The organism is Lysinibacillus sp. Y5S-8 (assembly GCF_036894365.1).
Classification (GTDB): domain Bacteria; phylum Bacillota; class Bacilli; order Bacillales_A; family Planococcaceae; genus Lysinibacillus; species Lysinibacillus fusiformis_D.
Genome location: NZ_CP145889.1, coordinates 4214432 through 4230043, shown reverse-complemented (window position 1 = coordinate 4230043; position 15612 = coordinate 4214432). Strand labels below are relative to the sequence as shown.

Below are 15612 nucleotides of genomic sequence, written 5' to 3'. Positions count from 1 at the left end.
ATGTAAGGTGTAGTTATGTAAAATAAGGTAGGAAATTAATCTCACTCTAACGCTATGAATTTTATGCGAATAGATGCTACTAGGGATTCTTGAAAAAGCATTTTTAAAAGGCTATTATAGTTTCAGGAGTAATGTAACAATTAAATATAAATGAGGCGAAAGTTTGAATATGTCAGATCCTATTTTAGTAAATGTTACAGAAGAGATTGTGCGTGGTTTAGTAAGCTTTTTACTACGAGGACCAGAATATCAAACATTTTGTAAATGCGAAATCTGTGAATTCGACACGGTGGCACTTACACTAAATGCATTGCCAAGTAAGTATGTTACATCTATGGAAGCCAGAGATGAGGCATTTAAAGAAATGAATACTCCTGAAAGTATTGAGCGCATCAACAAAGAGATTATTCATGCGTTACATGTGGTAAATAAGTATCCTCGACACAAAGTAGAGCCTACTTCTTAATAGAAGGGGCTCTTTTTAAGTTGGAGAGGAAGTGTTTTTCTGACATATGTATTTTCAGTTAACTTTTAAGCCAAGCTTGTAGTAAACTAGAGAGTAAGAAAAGGAAAGAGAGGGAAAAGGATATGCCAACACCTAGTATGGAAGACCATATCGAACAAATATATTTATTAATCGCCAACAAAGGATATGCGCGTGTGTCTGACATTGCTGAAGCATTATCTGTACTTCCTTCTTCTGTTACAAAAATGGTTCAAAAATTAGATAAAGATGGTTATTTAGTTTATGAAAAGTACCGTGGACTGACATTGACGCCTAAAGGAGAAAAGCTTGGCAAGCGTCTTGTGCAGCGCCATGAATTGCTCGAGCAGTTTTTACGAATGATTGGTGTGGATGAAGAGCGTATTTATGATGATGTTGAGGGAATTGAACATCATTTAAGTTGGAATTCAATCGATCGTATTGCAGATCTTGTGCAAGTAATGGAAGAGAATCCAGACATCGTGAAAAAATTAGAGGCATCTAAGACACAGCATAATCTTTAAAATGATGGTGTGAAGGAAAGGAAGACAATATGAACGCATTACAATCAGGTGAAGTTGTTACATTAACGGTATTAGAGCAACAAGCATCGAAATGGATTTTAACAAATGGAGTGGAAGAACTCCCTTTAAATGCTTCAGAGGTAACAGAGCCACTAGCAGTAGGTGATCGCCTTGAAGTATTTTTATTTGTAGATCGTCGTGGTGATTTGGCTGCTACAACGGCTATTCCAGCTTTTACTCAAGGAGAATATGGCTGGGCTCGTGTCTTGAAAGTGGTTGAACGTGAAGGTGCTTTTGTAGATATTGGTACATCTCGTGAGGTTTTAGTAAGAGCAGAGGATTTACCAGCAGTAAAAGAGTTGTGGCCAGAACCAGGTGACCATGTATTTATGACATTGCGCACGGATCGAAATGGTGATTTATTTGGACGTTTGGCAACGGAAGAAAAAGTGACAGAGCTATATGAAGGTGCACTAGAAGATATGCACAATAAAAACATTCAGGCACGTCCATATCGTTTGTTACCAGTTGGCACATTTTTACTAGGGGTAGAAGCTCCTTACCGTATTTTTGTTCATGAATCAGAGCGCAATGCAGAGCCGCGATTAGGGCAAGATGTAGTTGTACGGATTATCGACGTAAAAGAGGATGGTTCGATGAACGGCTCTCTTTTACCAAGAAAGCATGAACGACTTTCAAATGATGCACAGCAAATATTGACTTATCTACAAGATGTGGGCGGCAAAATGCCATTTGGTGATAAATCATCCCCAGAAGAGGTTCAAGAAATGTTCAATATGAGTAAAGGGGCATTTAAACGTGCACTAGGAACACTCATGAAGGCTGGTAAAATCAAGCAACAGGACGGTTGGACTGAAGAAGTTTAGTGGAGAATTCACTTGCTAGAATTGCATTTCCACAGAAAAAGTGACGAGAGACATCTTTGAAACCTTCTCGTCTTTTTTTCGTACTAATAATTGTATAGTGGCATACATTATACAGGCTAATAGATGTTTTAGCGAAAGGGGTCACACGATTTGAAAAAAACATGGATTAAAATACTAACAGCTACAATGTTGGTATTTGGAGTGATGGCACCAGCAACAGGGTTTGCATCTGACAATACGCCTCCAAAAGCAATTGATGAAAAATTGGGTGTACCTATCGTCGTATATGGAGCAAATTTATCTGAGGCTGAAAAAGAATCTGTCAAAAAATCATTAAAAGTAAGTGAAGAACCTGAAATCGAAGAAATTACTGTGTCTGGTGAGGATCTAGTAAAATACATTAAAGATAGTAATTCAAGCTCTCGTATGTATTCTTCTGCGAAAATTACTCGTAGAGATACGGGAAAAGGTTTAGTTATAGAGATTGTAACGCCATCTAATATTACGCAGGTAACTTCTGAAATGTACGCGAATGCGATGCTTACGGCAGGAATTCAAGATGCAACGGTACAAGTAGCTGCGCCAAAAGCTGTTACGGGACATTCGGCGTTAGTAGGTATTTACAAGGCATATGAGGTTACAACAGGCGAAACGCTTGATATTGAGCGTACCGATGTTGCCAACGAAGAATTATCAGTGGCTACATCTATTGCAGAATCTGCAGGGGTAGATGATGCTAAGGTTGCAGAATTACTGACAGAAATTAAAAAGCAAATTGCGGAATTGAAGCCAGCAACACGTGAAGAAGTAGAAAAAATCGTACAAGAGCAATTAAACAAACTTGAAATTAATTTAAGTGAAAAGGACCGTCAATTGCTAGTAGATTTAATGAATAAAATCAGTAAGCTAGACATTGATTTTAGTAAATGGTCTGAACAGTTAAATGATATTAGTAACACAATCCAAGAAAAATTCGGCTCACTAATGGAAGATAAAGGTTTCTGGGAAAGTGTGAAAAGTTTCTTTGCAAATCTAAAAGATACCATTTCTTCATGGTTTAACTAAAGTTTTATAGTCGTTAAAAAAATCTGTAATACCTACTCAGTATGCTAGAGTGGGTGTTCAGATTTTTTTTGCATAACACAAAGAGTACACAAATTTTGTGAAAATATAAAAAGCTATGGTACTATGAAAAAAAGGAGTGGTGAGAAATGGAATTCCAATTACAGCATCTAGCGGAAAATCAATATGCATTTTTGAATGAGCAAGAAGGGGAAAAACTCGCAGAAATTACTTGGCAGCAAAATGGCTCAGTGATGGTAATGGATCACACATATGTATCAGATAAGCTCCGTGGTCAAGGTGTGGCCAAACAATTACTCGATCAAGCAGCATCGTATGCACGTGAAAAGGGTTATAAAATGGAGGCCGTTTGTTCCTATGTTGTAGCCGCATTTGAAAAATCAGATGCATATAATGACGTGAAACAATAAAAAATAAGGCAATCTGCTTTTGATTAAGCGGATTGCCTTTTAATTGCTAGAGCAAATCATGTAAGCAGCTCCTTACAGTAGAGTGACACTATAAATTAATACCGTTAAGAAGCTAGCTCCACCTAGTAATGCAGCCATATCTATCCAATCATAAGCTAAATCGAATTCTTTCATCCTAACCACTCTCCTATTTTTAGTATTAATTCATTAATTCCCTTTACTTGCCTTTTATAATCATAAATAGTTACAAAATTATGTTGAATGAAAAAATAGAAGGTTTTCAAATTGAGTTTTGGTAGGAGATGGAGTGTGATTGTCCGCAATAAAAACGAGACGAAATATATTGAATAGCAGTATCATTACTAGATAAAAAAGCAAGTATAAGTCTTACATTTATATATATGCTAGAAGTTATAAAAAAATAATGTTTATTCTTCTAAGAATAGGGAAAAACTATATTACAGAGCTAGTTTTTATATTTTTAGGAGGTCATAGATCATGGCAAAACGAAAAGGAACAGGTGTTGTCCTTGCAGGTTTAGCGGGATTAGCAGCATCTTACTTAAGTAAAAAAGAGAATCGTGATAAAGCACTAACGATGTTTAATAGTATGAAAGCTAAATTCGAATCGTATCTCACATCTGGACCTAATATGGATGACAGAATTACAGAACGAGTTTCAACAGAGGTAGCAACAGAGGCGGGTACATCTCCAACTAAAATTGCTTCGAATGAAATGGTAGCAGAGGGTGGAGGACATACAGGTGTCCATTTCTATAACGAAGAAATTCAAGAAAAAGAAAAATAAAAACAAAACCTTCTCATTTAAGCATGAGAAGGTCTTTTGTGTGAAATAAGGATTGCTCCTGCAAAGAGCAATAGGACGATTCCAGTAAATATAAAGCCGCTAATTGTACCAAGTGACAGCCAGCCTAATAAAGAAGAGCCTAAAACGACGCCAAGAGAGAAAAATGCATAGAAATAACCATACGCTTTTCCTCGTACTTCAGCAGTTGTAGAGTCAATTAGTAAGGAATTGACTGAAGGGAATAGAAAACCGAAACCGACACCATAACAAGCCATCGCTATATAAAGTAAAGTGTTAGAATCAGCTTGACTAATTAATAATTGACTTATGCCCATTAACCCTATACCAAAAGACAATGTTTTCAGAGGATCAACCTTATCAAAAATGCGGTTCGTTGGTAAAAGAAAAACAAGAACAGCAATTATACCAAATGTGCTCATTAAAGTTCCGCTTAAACGAGAGTCATAGCCTAAAGATTGGACTTTGAGCGGAAGTAGATAAGCAATGACACCTTGAGAAAACATTAAGAAGAAGGCTCCTAAAAAAGCTTTTAATGTTCCCGTGTTCTTAAAAAAGACCCTTATCGGAATATATGTATTCGGTTCTGCTTTCTCTTTTTTTACTTGGTTTGCTTTCAGTAGAAAGAACGCAAGAATGCCTAATAGCAGCATAAAGCTTGCCGTGATATTGAAAACAAATGGGACACTTGTTCGACTTGCTAAAATACCACTAAAAGCAGGACCTATAATGGCAGCAATACCAACAAATGCACCAGAAATAGCACTGCCCTTACCTCTTTTTTCTTGCTCAGTAGCATTTGCTAAAAATGTGAAGGCAGCAGGAACAATGAAGCCTGCAACAAGCCCATGGATAAAACGTACAATTAATAGTGCGATTGGTTCCTCTATTAAATTATATAGTGTTAACGATAAACCTGTTGTGAAAAGACCTACAATTAGTATGATAAAAGGTCCTTTACGATCTGTTAAAAAGCCTGAAATGATATTACCAAATGTATTGGAAAGTGAATACATACCCACTGCTAGACCAGTTAGAAATGCTGATGCTCCTAAAGATTCAGCATATGTACTCATAACAGGAAGCTGGGTAAAAAGGTCGAAAAACGAAAAGAAAATAATTACATAGATAAATTTCTTCATAGCTCCTCCGATGAAATAGAACATTATAGTAAGTTAGATTCGTAGTTCTATTATAACATTTCCAATACAAAAGGACGCCCAATAAGTTTTGACTTATTAGACGTCCGAAAATTAAGAAATTAAGCTTTTACAACTTCTTTTTTCATTGTTTTGTTTTTAGCAAGATTTACATGCCAAGAAAGTGCTTCCTCTAAAAGATGAGGCGTTTGGTGGTTACCTGTTGCTTCAACTGCACGGTTGTAGTAATCCCATAATTGTTCTTTGTAATCTGGGTGTGCACAGTTTTCAATAATTAAAGGTACACGCTCTTTTGGTGCAAGACCACGTAAGTCAGCAATACCTTGCTCTGTTACAATTACATCCACATCATGCTCAGTGTGGTCAACATGAGAAACCATTGGCACAATCGATGAAATAGCTCCACCTTTTGCATATGATTTTGTAACAAAAATACCAAGACGTGCGTTACGTGCAAAGTCTCCTGAACCACCGATACCGTTCATCATACGTGTTCCAGATACATGTGTAGAGTTAACGTTACCATAGATATCTAACTCTAAAGCCGTATTAATTGAGATTAATCCCAAACGACGTATAAGTTCTGGGTGGTTAGAAATTTCTTGTGAACGTAAGCAAATTTTATCGGCATATTTTTCTAAATTGCCGTATACTTTTTTCTGTAATTCCTCAGTCAGTGTAATGGAAGTAGCAGCAGCAAATTTAACTTTGCCTGCATCAATCAGGTTAAATACTGCATCTTGCAGTACTTCTGATGCCACAATGAGATCTTCGAATTCAGAATCTGCGAAACCATCTAGTACAGCGTTTGCTACAGAACCTACACCAGATTGTAAAGGCATTAATTGTTTTGTTAGACGACCTGCTTTAATTTCATCACTGAAGAAGTTTAATAAAATGTTAGCCATTGTTTGTGTTTCTTCATCTGGTGGAACGATTAATGAAGGGGCATCTGGCTCTTCAGAAATTACAATTGCTTTAATTTTAGCTGGATCAACTTTGATACCGATTTCACCAATGCGTTGCATAGCATTGGTCATTGGAATTGCTTCACGATTACCTTGTTCACCTGGTACATAAATATCGTGGATACCGATTAAAGCTTCTGGGTGAGAAATGTTTAACTCGATAATAATATTTTCTGCATATTCTGCAAAGATTGGTGAGTTACCTACAGAGTTTGTTGGAATGATTAATCCATCTTCAGTAATTGCAACAGCTTCAAGAATTAGATATTTAATTGGCCCGATAATTCCTTGACGTACTAGCTCAGCGTTATGAGAAAGATGAGCATCTACATATAAGACATCTCCAGAATTAATTAAATTACGGATACCTGCGTCCCCTTGGAATGGTCCACGTTTACGAATTGCACCAGCTTCTGCTAAATACTTATCTACTTCTGGTCCTAATGATGCACCTGTATATACATCAATCTTGAATTCTTCATTTTTCGCGCGCTCAACTAATGCCATTGGCACAACTTTTGCGTCCCCAGCACGAGTAAAACCGCTCATCCCAACTACATCACCGTTAGAAATAAGTGCTGCTGCTTCTTCAGCAGTAACAATTTTACTCTCAAGCTCTTTTAAACCTAGGCGTTTTTGAACATTTGCATCCATAAAAAAATCCTCCCCTAAATAATTTTGATGGAAACCGATTACAAAACTAGAAAAAACATTTGAGAATTTTCTGTTTATTCAGTTGTAGTATGACTCCAACCATTTGAATAATACTATCACCAAATTGTCACAAAAACTTTAGAATTAGCATTAAATTGAGTAAAAAAAGGAAAATCGAGCATTAAGATGATTTTTCGACAGAGAAAACGTTTTATTGTAGAGTTGTATAAAATTAGAAAATTTCTACATTAAAAACTGTGTCAAAATTGTTAATGGAGGGGAGAGAAGTGGTCTCTTTTAACGCAAAAAAGAACAGCGAACAATTCATAAAATTGCTCGCTGTCTGTCCATATTAAAAACCTAGAGAACGACGGAAGTAGCTTGCATAGCGTTGGCTAACAGGAATGCGCGTACCATCTTTCATAATTAATAAAAACGTTGAGTGTGAATCCGGTTGAATTTCATCGATGAAGTCAATGTTAACGATATAAGAGCGGTGACAACGAATAAATGAGTCAGGTGCTAAAAATAGCTCTAGATCACTTAGGTTCAAACGGTGATAACCTTCACGAGTCATTGTTTTAACAAATGTTTTACGGAGTTGAGTTTCTAAATAAATCACTTGATCATGTTTGATTGGGTACCAGCAATCATCAATTTTGATGGTAATATAATTTGTTAAGAATGCTGATGGTTTTTGCGGGAAGATAGCAGTAATAGCTCCTTTAGTTTCGCCTTCCTCCATTAAAGGAATACTCATTCCATAGTAAGCGACACCAAAAACATCAGGTTCGATGTAAGAGCTGATTTTTTGACCATAGCTAAGTGCTTTGTGTGCGGCTGAACCTTCTTTAATCGGATCACCGGGCTTAATTTTTAAATCAACTTTTTTGCTTGGCTGGTAATACAAATATTCATTTGTATCAGAGATAGCAATGGATGTATTCTCAGGGAAGAACTCCTTAATTATCTCCATTATTTCTTCTATTTGTTTTGGATCCACTTTAAACACCTCGTCTAAACTTTTAAAAATAGTATTATCATCTATTTTACTACATATCCATATAAATTATATAGAGAAGATTTAGGAATAAAATAGAAAAATGTCGATTGACTCATTAAAATGGTGTAAGATGTCTTGTATAATTTGTAAATAAATTTATATAATGACTAATTTTTTTTAATAGGTATATGGTAAAATCTAATTGTTAGGAATAAGTTTACGAGGTTTCTACTATGCGTATGTGATAAATTAGAACTAGAGTGGCAAGTAAAATGTGGTTGAAAGGAAATCGCAGAATATGGTAAAATCCACTGTATAGTCTATTTTTTTTAGATTTGGTGTTTTAGTTGGGTTATTTTTGAGTTATTTTTAATAAAAAATTGTGAAATAGGACTCAGTTCTTATATTGAATAAGCAAATACTATTTTCTTATTTTTAATTCGTTGGGATTGGTGTCAGATTTTGTCATGCAATTCGTGCACTCTGAGGAAAGATGGGGAAGATTATGCAACTACATCAACATTCTATGTCAGAAACGATATCCAAAAGATACTTCCAAGAAATCGATAATATTAATCAATATATCGGTGTCGAAGAATTTTTTAATATTGAGTCGAAATTAATATTTGAAATTTACCATTTAGAATCTGCCAAAGCCAAAAAGTCTTTGCATGAGTTAATTGATATTCTTTCAATCCGTTTTGGTAAGCAAGTCATTAAAATTGTTCGAAGTTATTTTTCCGTTTTATCATCAATTGTTGCCCGTAAACTGCTGGACAATCAAGTACCTTCGAAAAAAGCCTTTGCTTTTAATATTGCTTGTAACGATATGATAGAAAATCAGATGAAAGACGCAGAGTTTTTACAATTTGCAGATGATTTAATTGATTTCTTTGTTTACTTTATTGCAGATCGCAAACAACCGACTTTCCGACATCAGACGGTCAACAAAGTAATTATGTATATAAATGATGAACTTGAGAATGATTTAACTGTAGAAAGTATCGCTAATAACTTTCATATCAGTACTAGTCACTTATCACGTATTTTCAGAGAACATGTAGGTATTACATTAGTTGAGTATTTAAATGTTCGACGTGTAGAAGAATCACAATACTACTTGCGACATACAAATAAAAGTATTACATCTATCTCAGATCAGTTCCATTTCTGTAACCAAAGTTATTTCACTCGTATTTTTAAAAAATATACTGGTGTTACACCAAAGCATTTCAGAGATGAACTTCATCATGAATTTTATCGTTTTGAAATGGCAGAGACTGAATTACAGAATGTTTAAATTTTGAGCATAAGATGTGAAAAGGTGCGAACGTTTAGCATGGCTAAAGCTCGCACCTTTTTTACGAACAACTGCGGTCTAAATTAGTAGCACTTGCTATTTGATAAAGGTAGAGCCTATAAGGTATACTTCACAGTAGTTGATAAATTATAGTAGGTGGAAAAATGAAAAATTTGAAACTCTTTTCAATGCTTGGTCTAGCTGTTTTTGTGCTTAGTGGCTGTCAAGCAGTGCAAAACAAAGAAGGTTTTTTCTATAGTATCTTTGTAAAACCTATGGAATTTTTACTGGAGTTTTTCGGGAATGATATCTTTTCAGGAAGCTATGGTTTAGCAATCATTGCGATCACGGTTCTAATTCGTTTAGTTTTAATGCCGATTATGTTAAAAAACTATCGTCAGCAGCAATTGATGAAAACGAAAATGGATGCGTTCAAGCCTGAAATGGAAGCCGTTCAGAAAAAAATGAAGGAAGCTAAGACAAAAGAAGAGCAAACACAATATCAACAAGAAATGATGGCTCTCTATCAAAAGCATGGCATTAATCCACTTAACATGGGTTGCTTACCGATGTTAATTCAAATGCCAATTATTATGGGACTTTATTTCTCGATTTTGTATTCTGCGGATGTAAAATCACATGAGTTTTTATGGTTTAGTTTAGGGTCACCTGATATCGTTATGACTATTATTGCAGGGATTGTTTACTTAGTCCAAGCGCGTGTATCATTATGGACTGTACCTGAGCAACAAAAGGCTCAAATGAAAATGTTTATTTATATTTCACCAATTATGATTGTCTTTATCTCAATGTCTTCTATGGCAGCTCTACCTCTGTATTGGTCTGTCAGTGGTGCATTATTGATTATTCAAACATATATTGGGCGTAAATATTATTCGGAGCATCCCGAAAAAGCAAAAAAATAAATTAAACAATGTCGAGGCGCCTCTGTTGCCTCGACTTTTTTAGGAGGTCAGCAAGATGAACAGAAAGTGGCTATCATCTATTCTTGTTGCAATTTTTAGTATTGCGGCACTCGTATTTATAATTATAGGGAAATTTAATTTTGCTGTACTTGCGATGACGATTATGTTCGCTTTATCAAATGGATTTAGAGCTAAAAGTTTTGCAGAGCAGGGCTATGTAAAAGAAGCGAAGTGGATGAAGTATATGGCAATCTTTTTTGCTATTGCTTCAATAGCAGTATTTGTCATTGTTCTTACAGACTAAGGGAATATTTACATGGGAAATTCACACCTGAAAATGTGAACAGTGCTAAAATAAGATTATAACGAGTAAAAAAAAATGGGTATTTTGAGGATGGCATGTTTTCAGAGCAATATCCTTGTTGTACCTGATATTTTAAAAGGGGCATAAATAGTGAAAAACAATCGTCTTCCGCTCATCATAGGTGCTTTGATTTCTATCGCGTTAATCGTAGCTATTTTTGTAGTCTATAACTATAAAAATGATCAAGTAAATAGTGCGACTGATGAGCAACCAAAAACAACAGAAACAAACAACTCTACAGAGAAAGACTCTTCTACAACAGAGAAGCCAGAAAATACACCTGAAACACCTGCAGAATCAGAGCAGCAACCTGACGAAAACGGTTATCTACCAAATCAAACATTACCTACTGAACCAACCTATATAAATGGTATTTTGCTAGCAAATAAAATATATCCACTTCCTTCTACCTTTGCACCTGAAGAAAATCCAGAGGCACGACAAGCTCTAAATCAGATGTTAGCTGCCGCCAAGCAACAAGGATTTGATTTAGTTGCATTTAGTGGGTATCGTTCTTTTGAATATCAAACAACACTTTATGATAACTATGTAAAACGTGATGGACAAGCAGCAGCAGATCGATACAGTGCTCGACCAGGCTATTCCGAACACCAAACAGGCTTAGCGTTTGATATAGGAGAGCGTGGAAAAGAGGATGTATGGCTGACAGCAGAATTTGGAGAAACGCCAGCAGGACAATGGCTATTTGCGCATGCTCAAGAGTATGGTTTTATTTTACGTTTCCCACAAAATAAAGAAGATATTACAGGTTATATGTATGAATCTTGGCATTATCGTTATGTAGGCAAAGATATTGCAAAAGAGATTACAAAGCAAAATATTACGTTGGAAGAATATTTAGGAGTGAAATAAAAAGGGAAGAGATGCGGTTCATTATGAACAGGCTCTCTTCCTTTTTATTTTTATAAAATAGGCGTTAATAAACGTGAAATGGATTCTTTAAATTTAATAAGTGCTGAGCGGTTTTTATACATTTCCCATGTTAATTCCGTACAATCAAAAATATCCTTTTCAAATAGCTCTGCAAGTTGGTGCGATATGTTTGCATCATAGATGAAGGCATTGACTTCAAAATTCAGACTGAAACTTCGGACATCGATATTAGCTGTTCCGACAGTCGATGCCTCGTCATCAATAATAATGGTTTTGGCATGTATAAAGCCTTTTTCATAAATGTAGACTTTCGCTCCTGCACGTAATAACTGACCGGCATAGGAATAAGTAGCCCAATAAACGAACATATGGTCAGGTTTATTAGGAATCATAATACGCACATCAATGCCCGACAATGTTGCGATTTTAATGGCGTCTAAGAAGCTTACATCTGGGATAAAATAAGGTGTTTGAATATAAATATATTTTTTCGCCATATTAATAAGTTTTAAATAACCAATCTTAATTTGTTCCCAGTCTGAGTCTGGTCCACTTGAAACAATCTGTAAGCCAACATCACCCTTTTGCGGGATAGCAGGGAAGTAACGATCAGAGTAGCCCATTTTCTGCTGTGCACTTGCTTGATTCCAATCGAGTAAAAAGCGAGTTTGCAGTGGATGCACCGCACTTCCTTCAATTCGCAAGTGAGTGTCTCTCCAATAACCGAATTTTTTTTGTAGCCCAAGATATTCATCACCGACATTAAAGCCACCAATATAGCCAATTCGACCATCAATGACAACAATTTTTCGGTGATTCCTAAAATTTAGACGGGGATTGAGAAGTGGCAAAATGGATGGGAAGAAAACTTCTACTTCACCTCCAGCATTCAGCAATTCTTTAAAATGGCGCTTTTTTACATTACGTGAGCCCATTTCATCATAGAGTAGACGTACCTTGACACCTTGTTTTGCTTTTTTTATCAGTGCATTCACGATACGTGTACCTAAGTCATCTAGACGGAAAATATAATACTGAATGTGGATATGATCTTTAGCTGCTTCAATATCTTTTAGGAGTTGTTCAAATTTATTGGCACCATCATCGAAAATATCTAAATGGTTGTCTTGTGTTAATACCGCATTATTTGTTCTAAGGTGCATATAAATCATTTCTTGATAATTTTCTGCGTTTGCAATGCGAAACTCAAATGTTTCACTGCGAATGGCTTCCATTTGATAGCTAATGAGGTTATCTATCCCGATATCCTTACGCCCTTCCCAACGAAATAAATGCTTTCTTCGTAACTGCCTTCCAAGTAATAAGTACAAAATAAATCCAACTAATGGCAAGAAAAATAATACAAGAATCCATGCCCATGTAGAGGTAGCATCTTTACGTTCTAAAAAAATGATGGTCAAGGCTAATAAAATATTAAAAAACAAGGTTAAAGGGACTAAATATTCTATGTCTGTAAAAATGCTCATTCCTACACCTGCCTTTACTATTGTTAACAACATACATAAGTATAGCCTACTTCAAAAGAAGAAAGAAGATATGAAATCTAGCTAGGTAGGAAAAGGATTATCTCTTCGATTCGTAAGGGATAATCCGCATGTTTTCGTTAGTAATTTTCCCATTGAAATAAAATATCGGAAAAATCCTTTTGAAGAAGCTTTTCTCGGTTAATAAAAAACTTGCCAACACCGCAATTTGCCCACATAATTCCTAATTCATCATGAGAGTCAATTTGTAATAATAAGACATTATAGCGCTGAAGTAGCAAGGACTCTTGATGAATATCCTCATTTAAATAATAAGCATAGCCACCAATTTTAGCTCCCGCTCCTAGGAAGTGTTGCAAATAAATCTCTTGCACATCATCCATCTGGGAGGATAGGAGGAAGGGGAGGTGACGTTGTGCTCGATAATCTAGTGCAGAAATGGGTTCCTGTGTTAGCTGAAATTGTAAAGCTAATTCCTGACGAATAGGGAAGCCATCTAATGTAGTCGGTATAGTAAAGTGTGCCTGTTGAGAGTGGGCTGCACTGTCATTAACAGTTGGATAAAATCTTACTTTATAAAATTGCTGAAAAATGTCTTCGTAATAATTGACAGTAGTAGTTTTAAAAGTATTGGCTGAAATAAAAAACTGCAGTAATCCCCTTGAAGGAAAACCTAGTAGTGGTGGGATTTCGGCAAAATTAATTTGAGCTAATAATCTCATTGGCTCCCCTGTTAAATCTTTTGGATAGGTTTGAAAAGAGGGGAGATAGGGTTCGCCAGCAAATTTACTTTCAGTTAACGTAGTTGAACGTTGGTATGGCTGAATAATGATTGTTGAAAGTAGCGTGTCTTCGATTTCTGAGCGAAAAGCTTCTAGCTCTTTAGGAAGTAAAAAATTTGTTGGTTTGTTCATGCAAACCCTCCGAATTTCTCTCTAGCTCTTTGAAAGCAATAAAGTATAACAAGTTACGGTATAGTGAGAATCTATTCAAAACGCAATGATTTACTGGAAGCCTTATAGATAAAAATCAAACTTATCGAAAGAATGGCTATTGCTGCCGATATATAGTACCCGAGACTTGCTTGCATCGTAAATAACCAAGTGAAAAATAGTGGACCAAGAATACGTCCTAAGTTATCCATTGAATAGGAAAGACCTGCGGCAGTTCCATATTGTCCTCCAGATTCTTTCGAGGAGAGCGATACCACACACGTTCTAGCAAGTGCATTACCAGCTGTAAAGACACATAGGGCTAGACCAGCGATAAAAAGATTAGCTGTGAGTGTGAATAATAGCATACCGATTGCTGTTACAATTTGAGCACCGATTAACCATGTTGTTTCGCTGCCATTTTTTATACGTCGAACAACGCCACCTTGAATGGCTGCATCAACGAAACCACTAAACATAAATAAATATCCAATTTGTAATGGTGTAATATGAATTTTTTCGATTTGGAATAGTTGGAAAGTAGCCTCAACACCCGCTAGCATAAAGGTTACTAAAAATGAAAACATAAATAAGTAACGCACACGGTACTGTAGCATCTTGCTAGCGCCTTTTGGTACAATAGCACGTTTATTTGAATCTTTCCGTTTTTCAGGTTCTTTTAAGACGAAACTTGCATAAATAAATAATAGTGCAATTAATGATGCGGATGCGATAAATGGTAATTGCAAACTATAATGGCCTAGCACCCCACCGATTGCTGGACCAAAAATAAAACCAAGACCAATGGACATGCCCATAAAGCCCATATATTTATTACGATCCTCTTCACTGGACATATCTGCGATAAATCCTGTTACTGCAGTATACAATGCTCCTGAGAATAAACCACCTACAATGCGTGAGACATACAAAATAGCTAGGTTATCTATAAATAATGAAAAAATAACAAAACTAAGGCTAAAACCAACCAGACCTGTTAAGATTAGTTGTTTACGTCCTATCTTATCTGATAGCATGCCCCAAAATGGTGCTGTAAAGAAACTTGCAAGTGAATATACGGTTAGTAAACCACCGACGTGGAGATCATTCCAATTTTGCTGCACAATCACCTCAGGTAAGACAGGAATAATAATGCCAAATCCTAAGTAAACGAGAAATTGAACAGACATCAATAATAAAATTGCCTTTTTCATACAGTTCCCTGCTTTCATACAATATTTCACTATGTACATTCTACCCTTCTTGCTCTTACGATGACAAGAATACGGATGGAGAAACATGGTGGAGATAGTTATTAATTGAAGATGAATAAAATATAGTGATTGTGGTTATTTTATAAGTGTTTGGTGGTATAAATAATTTACAATGTAACAAAAATGAAAAATTTTATATGTAAGTTAAATGGTATGATAAATTTGTCAGACATCTTACTCGTAGAAAAATGAAACTTTTTTGTTCCCTAAAACGTTATATAAAATCGAGGAAAGATTGAGGTGGAATGTATGAGGAAAGAAGTAGATTTGAAAAAGATTGTTTCGAATTTATCTAAGTTGGGTGTAACAGCCACTGTAACAAAGTCTCGACTAGAACTTTTAAAAGTGCTAACACCACCAACGCAGACTCCGCAAGTTCAAGCTTAACTCGTTTACAATAGAAAAAGGGAAGTCTCAAT

The 15612-nt window shown here is 35.7% G+C and carries 17 protein-coding genes; 11 read left to right on the top strand and 6 right to left on the bottom strand.

Annotated features, from left to right (window positions below):
* Nucleotides 1–163: 163 nt before the first annotated feature.
* The 6 genes from V6670_RS20670 to V6670_RS20645 all read left to right on the top strand — a co-directional run bounded on the left by V6670_RS20670 (nt 164) and on the right by V6670_RS20645 (nt 4195).
* Entirely contained in the window at nt 164–466 is a 303-nt protein-coding gene (locus V6670_RS20670; protein WP_036119208.1) for a late competence development ComFB family protein, read from the top strand.
* Nucleotides 467–588: 122 nt separating this feature from the next.
* Nucleotides 589–1008 (top strand): transcriptional regulator MntR, encoded by a 420-nt coding sequence (gene mntR, locus V6670_RS20665; protein ID WP_036119205.1) that lies wholly within the window; start codon nt 589–591, stop codon nt 1006–1008.
* Nucleotides 1009–1037: 29 nt separating this feature from the next.
* The gene (locus V6670_RS20660; RefSeq protein ID WP_036119203.1) at nt 1038–1895 is read left to right on the top strand and encodes a S1-like domain-containing RNA-binding protein; all 858 of its coding nucleotides are present in this window, start codon (nt 1038–1040) and stop codon (nt 1893–1895) included.
* A gap of 150 nt (nt 1896–2045) precedes the next feature.
* Nucleotides 2046–2960 (top strand): DUF1002 domain-containing protein, encoded by a 915-nt coding sequence (locus V6670_RS20655; protein WP_036119200.1) that lies wholly within the window; start codon nt 2046–2048, stop codon nt 2958–2960.
* Between the two features lie 146 nt (nt 2961–3106).
* A complete protein-coding gene (locus V6670_RS20650) occupies nt 3107–3388 on the top strand; it encodes a GNAT family N-acetyltransferase (protein WP_338651995.1) in 282 nt (93 codons plus the stop codon).
* 498 nt (nt 3389–3886) lie between these two features.
* Nucleotides 3887–4195 carry a hypothetical protein gene (locus tag V6670_RS20645; RefSeq protein WP_141904295.1) on the top strand — a complete coding sequence of 103 codons (309 nt, stop codon included), beginning with the start codon at nt 3887–3889 and terminating at the stop codon, nt 4193–4195.
* Between the two features lie 17 nt (nt 4196–4212).
* Here the strand turns inward: V6670_RS20645 and V6670_RS20640 are convergent, their stop codons facing one another.
* The 3 genes from V6670_RS20640 to V6670_RS20630 all read right to left on the bottom strand — a co-directional run bounded on the left by V6670_RS20640 (nt 4213) and on the right by V6670_RS20630 (nt 7998).
* Nucleotides 4213–5355, bottom strand: coding sequence for an MFS transporter (locus V6670_RS20640; protein ID WP_338651994.1), 1143 nt, complete (start codon nt 5353–5355; stop codon nt 4213–4215).
* A 119-nt stretch (nt 5356–5474) separates the two neighbouring features.
* The gene (locus V6670_RS20635; protein ID WP_036119187.1) at nt 5475–6995 is read right to left on the bottom strand and encodes a succinate CoA transferase; all 1521 of its coding nucleotides are present in this window, start codon (nt 6993–6995) and stop codon (nt 5475–5477) included.
* 352 nt (nt 6996–7347) lie between these two features.
* Nucleotides 7348–7998: a LytTR family DNA-binding domain-containing protein gene (locus V6670_RS20630; protein ID WP_036119184.1), complete on the bottom strand. Its 651-nt coding sequence runs from the start codon at nt 7996–7998 to the stop codon at nt 7348–7350.
* A gap of 505 nt (nt 7999–8503) precedes the next feature.
* Between V6670_RS20630 and V6670_RS20625 the strand changes: the two genes are divergently transcribed.
* The 4 genes from V6670_RS20625 to V6670_RS20610 all read left to right on the top strand — a co-directional run bounded on the left by V6670_RS20625 (nt 8504) and on the right by V6670_RS20610 (nt 11461).
* A complete protein-coding gene (locus V6670_RS20625) occupies nt 8504–9298 on the top strand; it encodes a helix-turn-helix transcriptional regulator (RefSeq protein ID WP_004232009.1) in 795 nt (264 codons plus the stop codon).
* 164 nt (nt 9299–9462) lie between these two features.
* The gene (yidC, locus tag V6670_RS20620; RefSeq protein ID WP_036119178.1) at nt 9463–10224 is read left to right on the top strand and encodes a membrane protein insertase YidC; all 762 of its coding nucleotides are present in this window, start codon (nt 9463–9465) and stop codon (nt 10222–10224) included.
* A gap of 55 nt (nt 10225–10279) precedes the next feature.
* Nucleotides 10280–10528, top strand: a complete 249-nt coding sequence (locus tag V6670_RS20615; protein WP_141904297.1) for a hypothetical protein — start codon at nt 10280–10282, stop codon at nt 10526–10528.
* Between the two features lie 150 nt (nt 10529–10678).
* On the top strand, nt 10679–11461 hold the full coding sequence (locus V6670_RS20610; RefSeq protein WP_338651992.1) for a M15 family metallopeptidase: 783 nt from the start codon (nt 10679–10681) through the stop codon (nt 11459–11461).
* 50 nt (nt 11462–11511) lie between these two features.
* Here the strand turns inward: V6670_RS20610 and cls are convergent, their stop codons facing one another.
* The 3 genes from cls to V6670_RS20595 form a co-directional block, all read right to left on the bottom strand.
* Nucleotides 11512–12969 carry a cardiolipin synthase gene (cls, locus tag V6670_RS20605; protein ID WP_141904329.1) on the bottom strand — a complete coding sequence of 486 codons (1458 nt, stop codon included), beginning with the start codon at nt 12967–12969 and terminating at the stop codon, nt 11512–11514.
* A gap of 137 nt (nt 12970–13106) precedes the next feature.
* Entirely contained in the window at nt 13107–13901 is a 795-nt protein-coding gene (locus V6670_RS20600) for a DUF1963 domain-containing protein (protein WP_338651991.1), read from the bottom strand.
* A gap of 71 nt (nt 13902–13972) precedes the next feature.
* The gene (locus V6670_RS20595) at nt 13973–15133 is read right to left on the bottom strand and encodes an MFS transporter (RefSeq protein ID WP_338651990.1); all 1161 of its coding nucleotides are present in this window, start codon (nt 15131–15133) and stop codon (nt 13973–13975) included.
* A gap of 309 nt (nt 15134–15442) precedes the next feature.
* On the opposite strand from V6670_RS20595, the gene V6670_RS20590 reads away from it, so the two are divergent.
* On the top strand, nt 15443–15580 hold the full coding sequence (locus tag V6670_RS20590) for an Lmo0850 family protein (protein WP_164908744.1): 138 nt from the start codon (nt 15443–15445) through the stop codon (nt 15578–15580).
* Nucleotides 15581–15612: the final 32 nt, after the last annotated feature.

Bases quoted from the DNA above. Each gene is read 5' to 3' on its own strand.
- V6670_RS20600 (WP_338651991.1), bottom strand. From the start codon at position 13,901: ATGAACAAACCAACAAATTTTTTACTTCCTAAAGAGCTAGAAGCTTTT.
- yidC (WP_036119178.1), top strand. From the start codon at position 9,463: ATGAAAAATTTGAAACTCTTTTCAATGCTTGGTCTAGCTGTTTTTGTG.
- V6670_RS20615 (WP_141904297.1), top strand. From the start codon at position 10,280: ATGAACAGAAAGTGGCTATCATCTATTCTTGTTGCAATTTTTAGTATT.
- V6670_RS20640 (WP_338651994.1), bottom strand. From the start codon at position 5,355: ATGAAGAAATTTATCTATGTAATTATTTTCTTTTCGTTTTTCGACCTT.
- V6670_RS20650 (WP_338651995.1), top strand. From the start codon at position 3,107: ATGGAATTCCAATTACAGCATCTAGCGGAAAATCAATATGCATTTTTG.
- cls (WP_141904329.1), bottom strand. From the start codon at position 12,969: ATGAGCATTTTTACAGACATAGAATATTTAGTCCCTTTAACCTTGTTT.
- V6670_RS20645 (WP_141904295.1), top strand. From the start codon at position 3,887: ATGGCAAAACGAAAAGGAACAGGTGTTGTCCTTGCAGGTTTAGCGGGA.
- V6670_RS20625 (WP_004232009.1), top strand. From the start codon at position 8,504: ATGCAACTACATCAACATTCTATGTCAGAAACGATATCCAAAAGATAC.
- mntR (WP_036119205.1), top strand. From the start codon at position 589: ATGCCAACACCTAGTATGGAAGACCATATCGAACAAATATATTTATTA.
- V6670_RS20635 (WP_036119187.1), bottom strand. From the start codon at position 6,995: ATGGATGCAAATGTTCAAAAACGCCTAGGTTTAAAAGAGCTTGAGAGT.
- V6670_RS20595 (WP_338651990.1), bottom strand. From the start codon at position 15,133: ATGAAAAAGGCAATTTTATTATTGATGTCTGTTCAATTTCTCGTTTAC.
- V6670_RS20590 (WP_164908744.1), top strand. From the start codon at position 15,443: ATGAGGAAAGAAGTAGATTTGAAAAAGATTGTTTCGAATTTATCTAAG.
- V6670_RS20660 (WP_036119203.1), top strand. From the start codon at position 1,038: ATGAACGCATTACAATCAGGTGAAGTTGTTACATTAACGGTATTAGAG.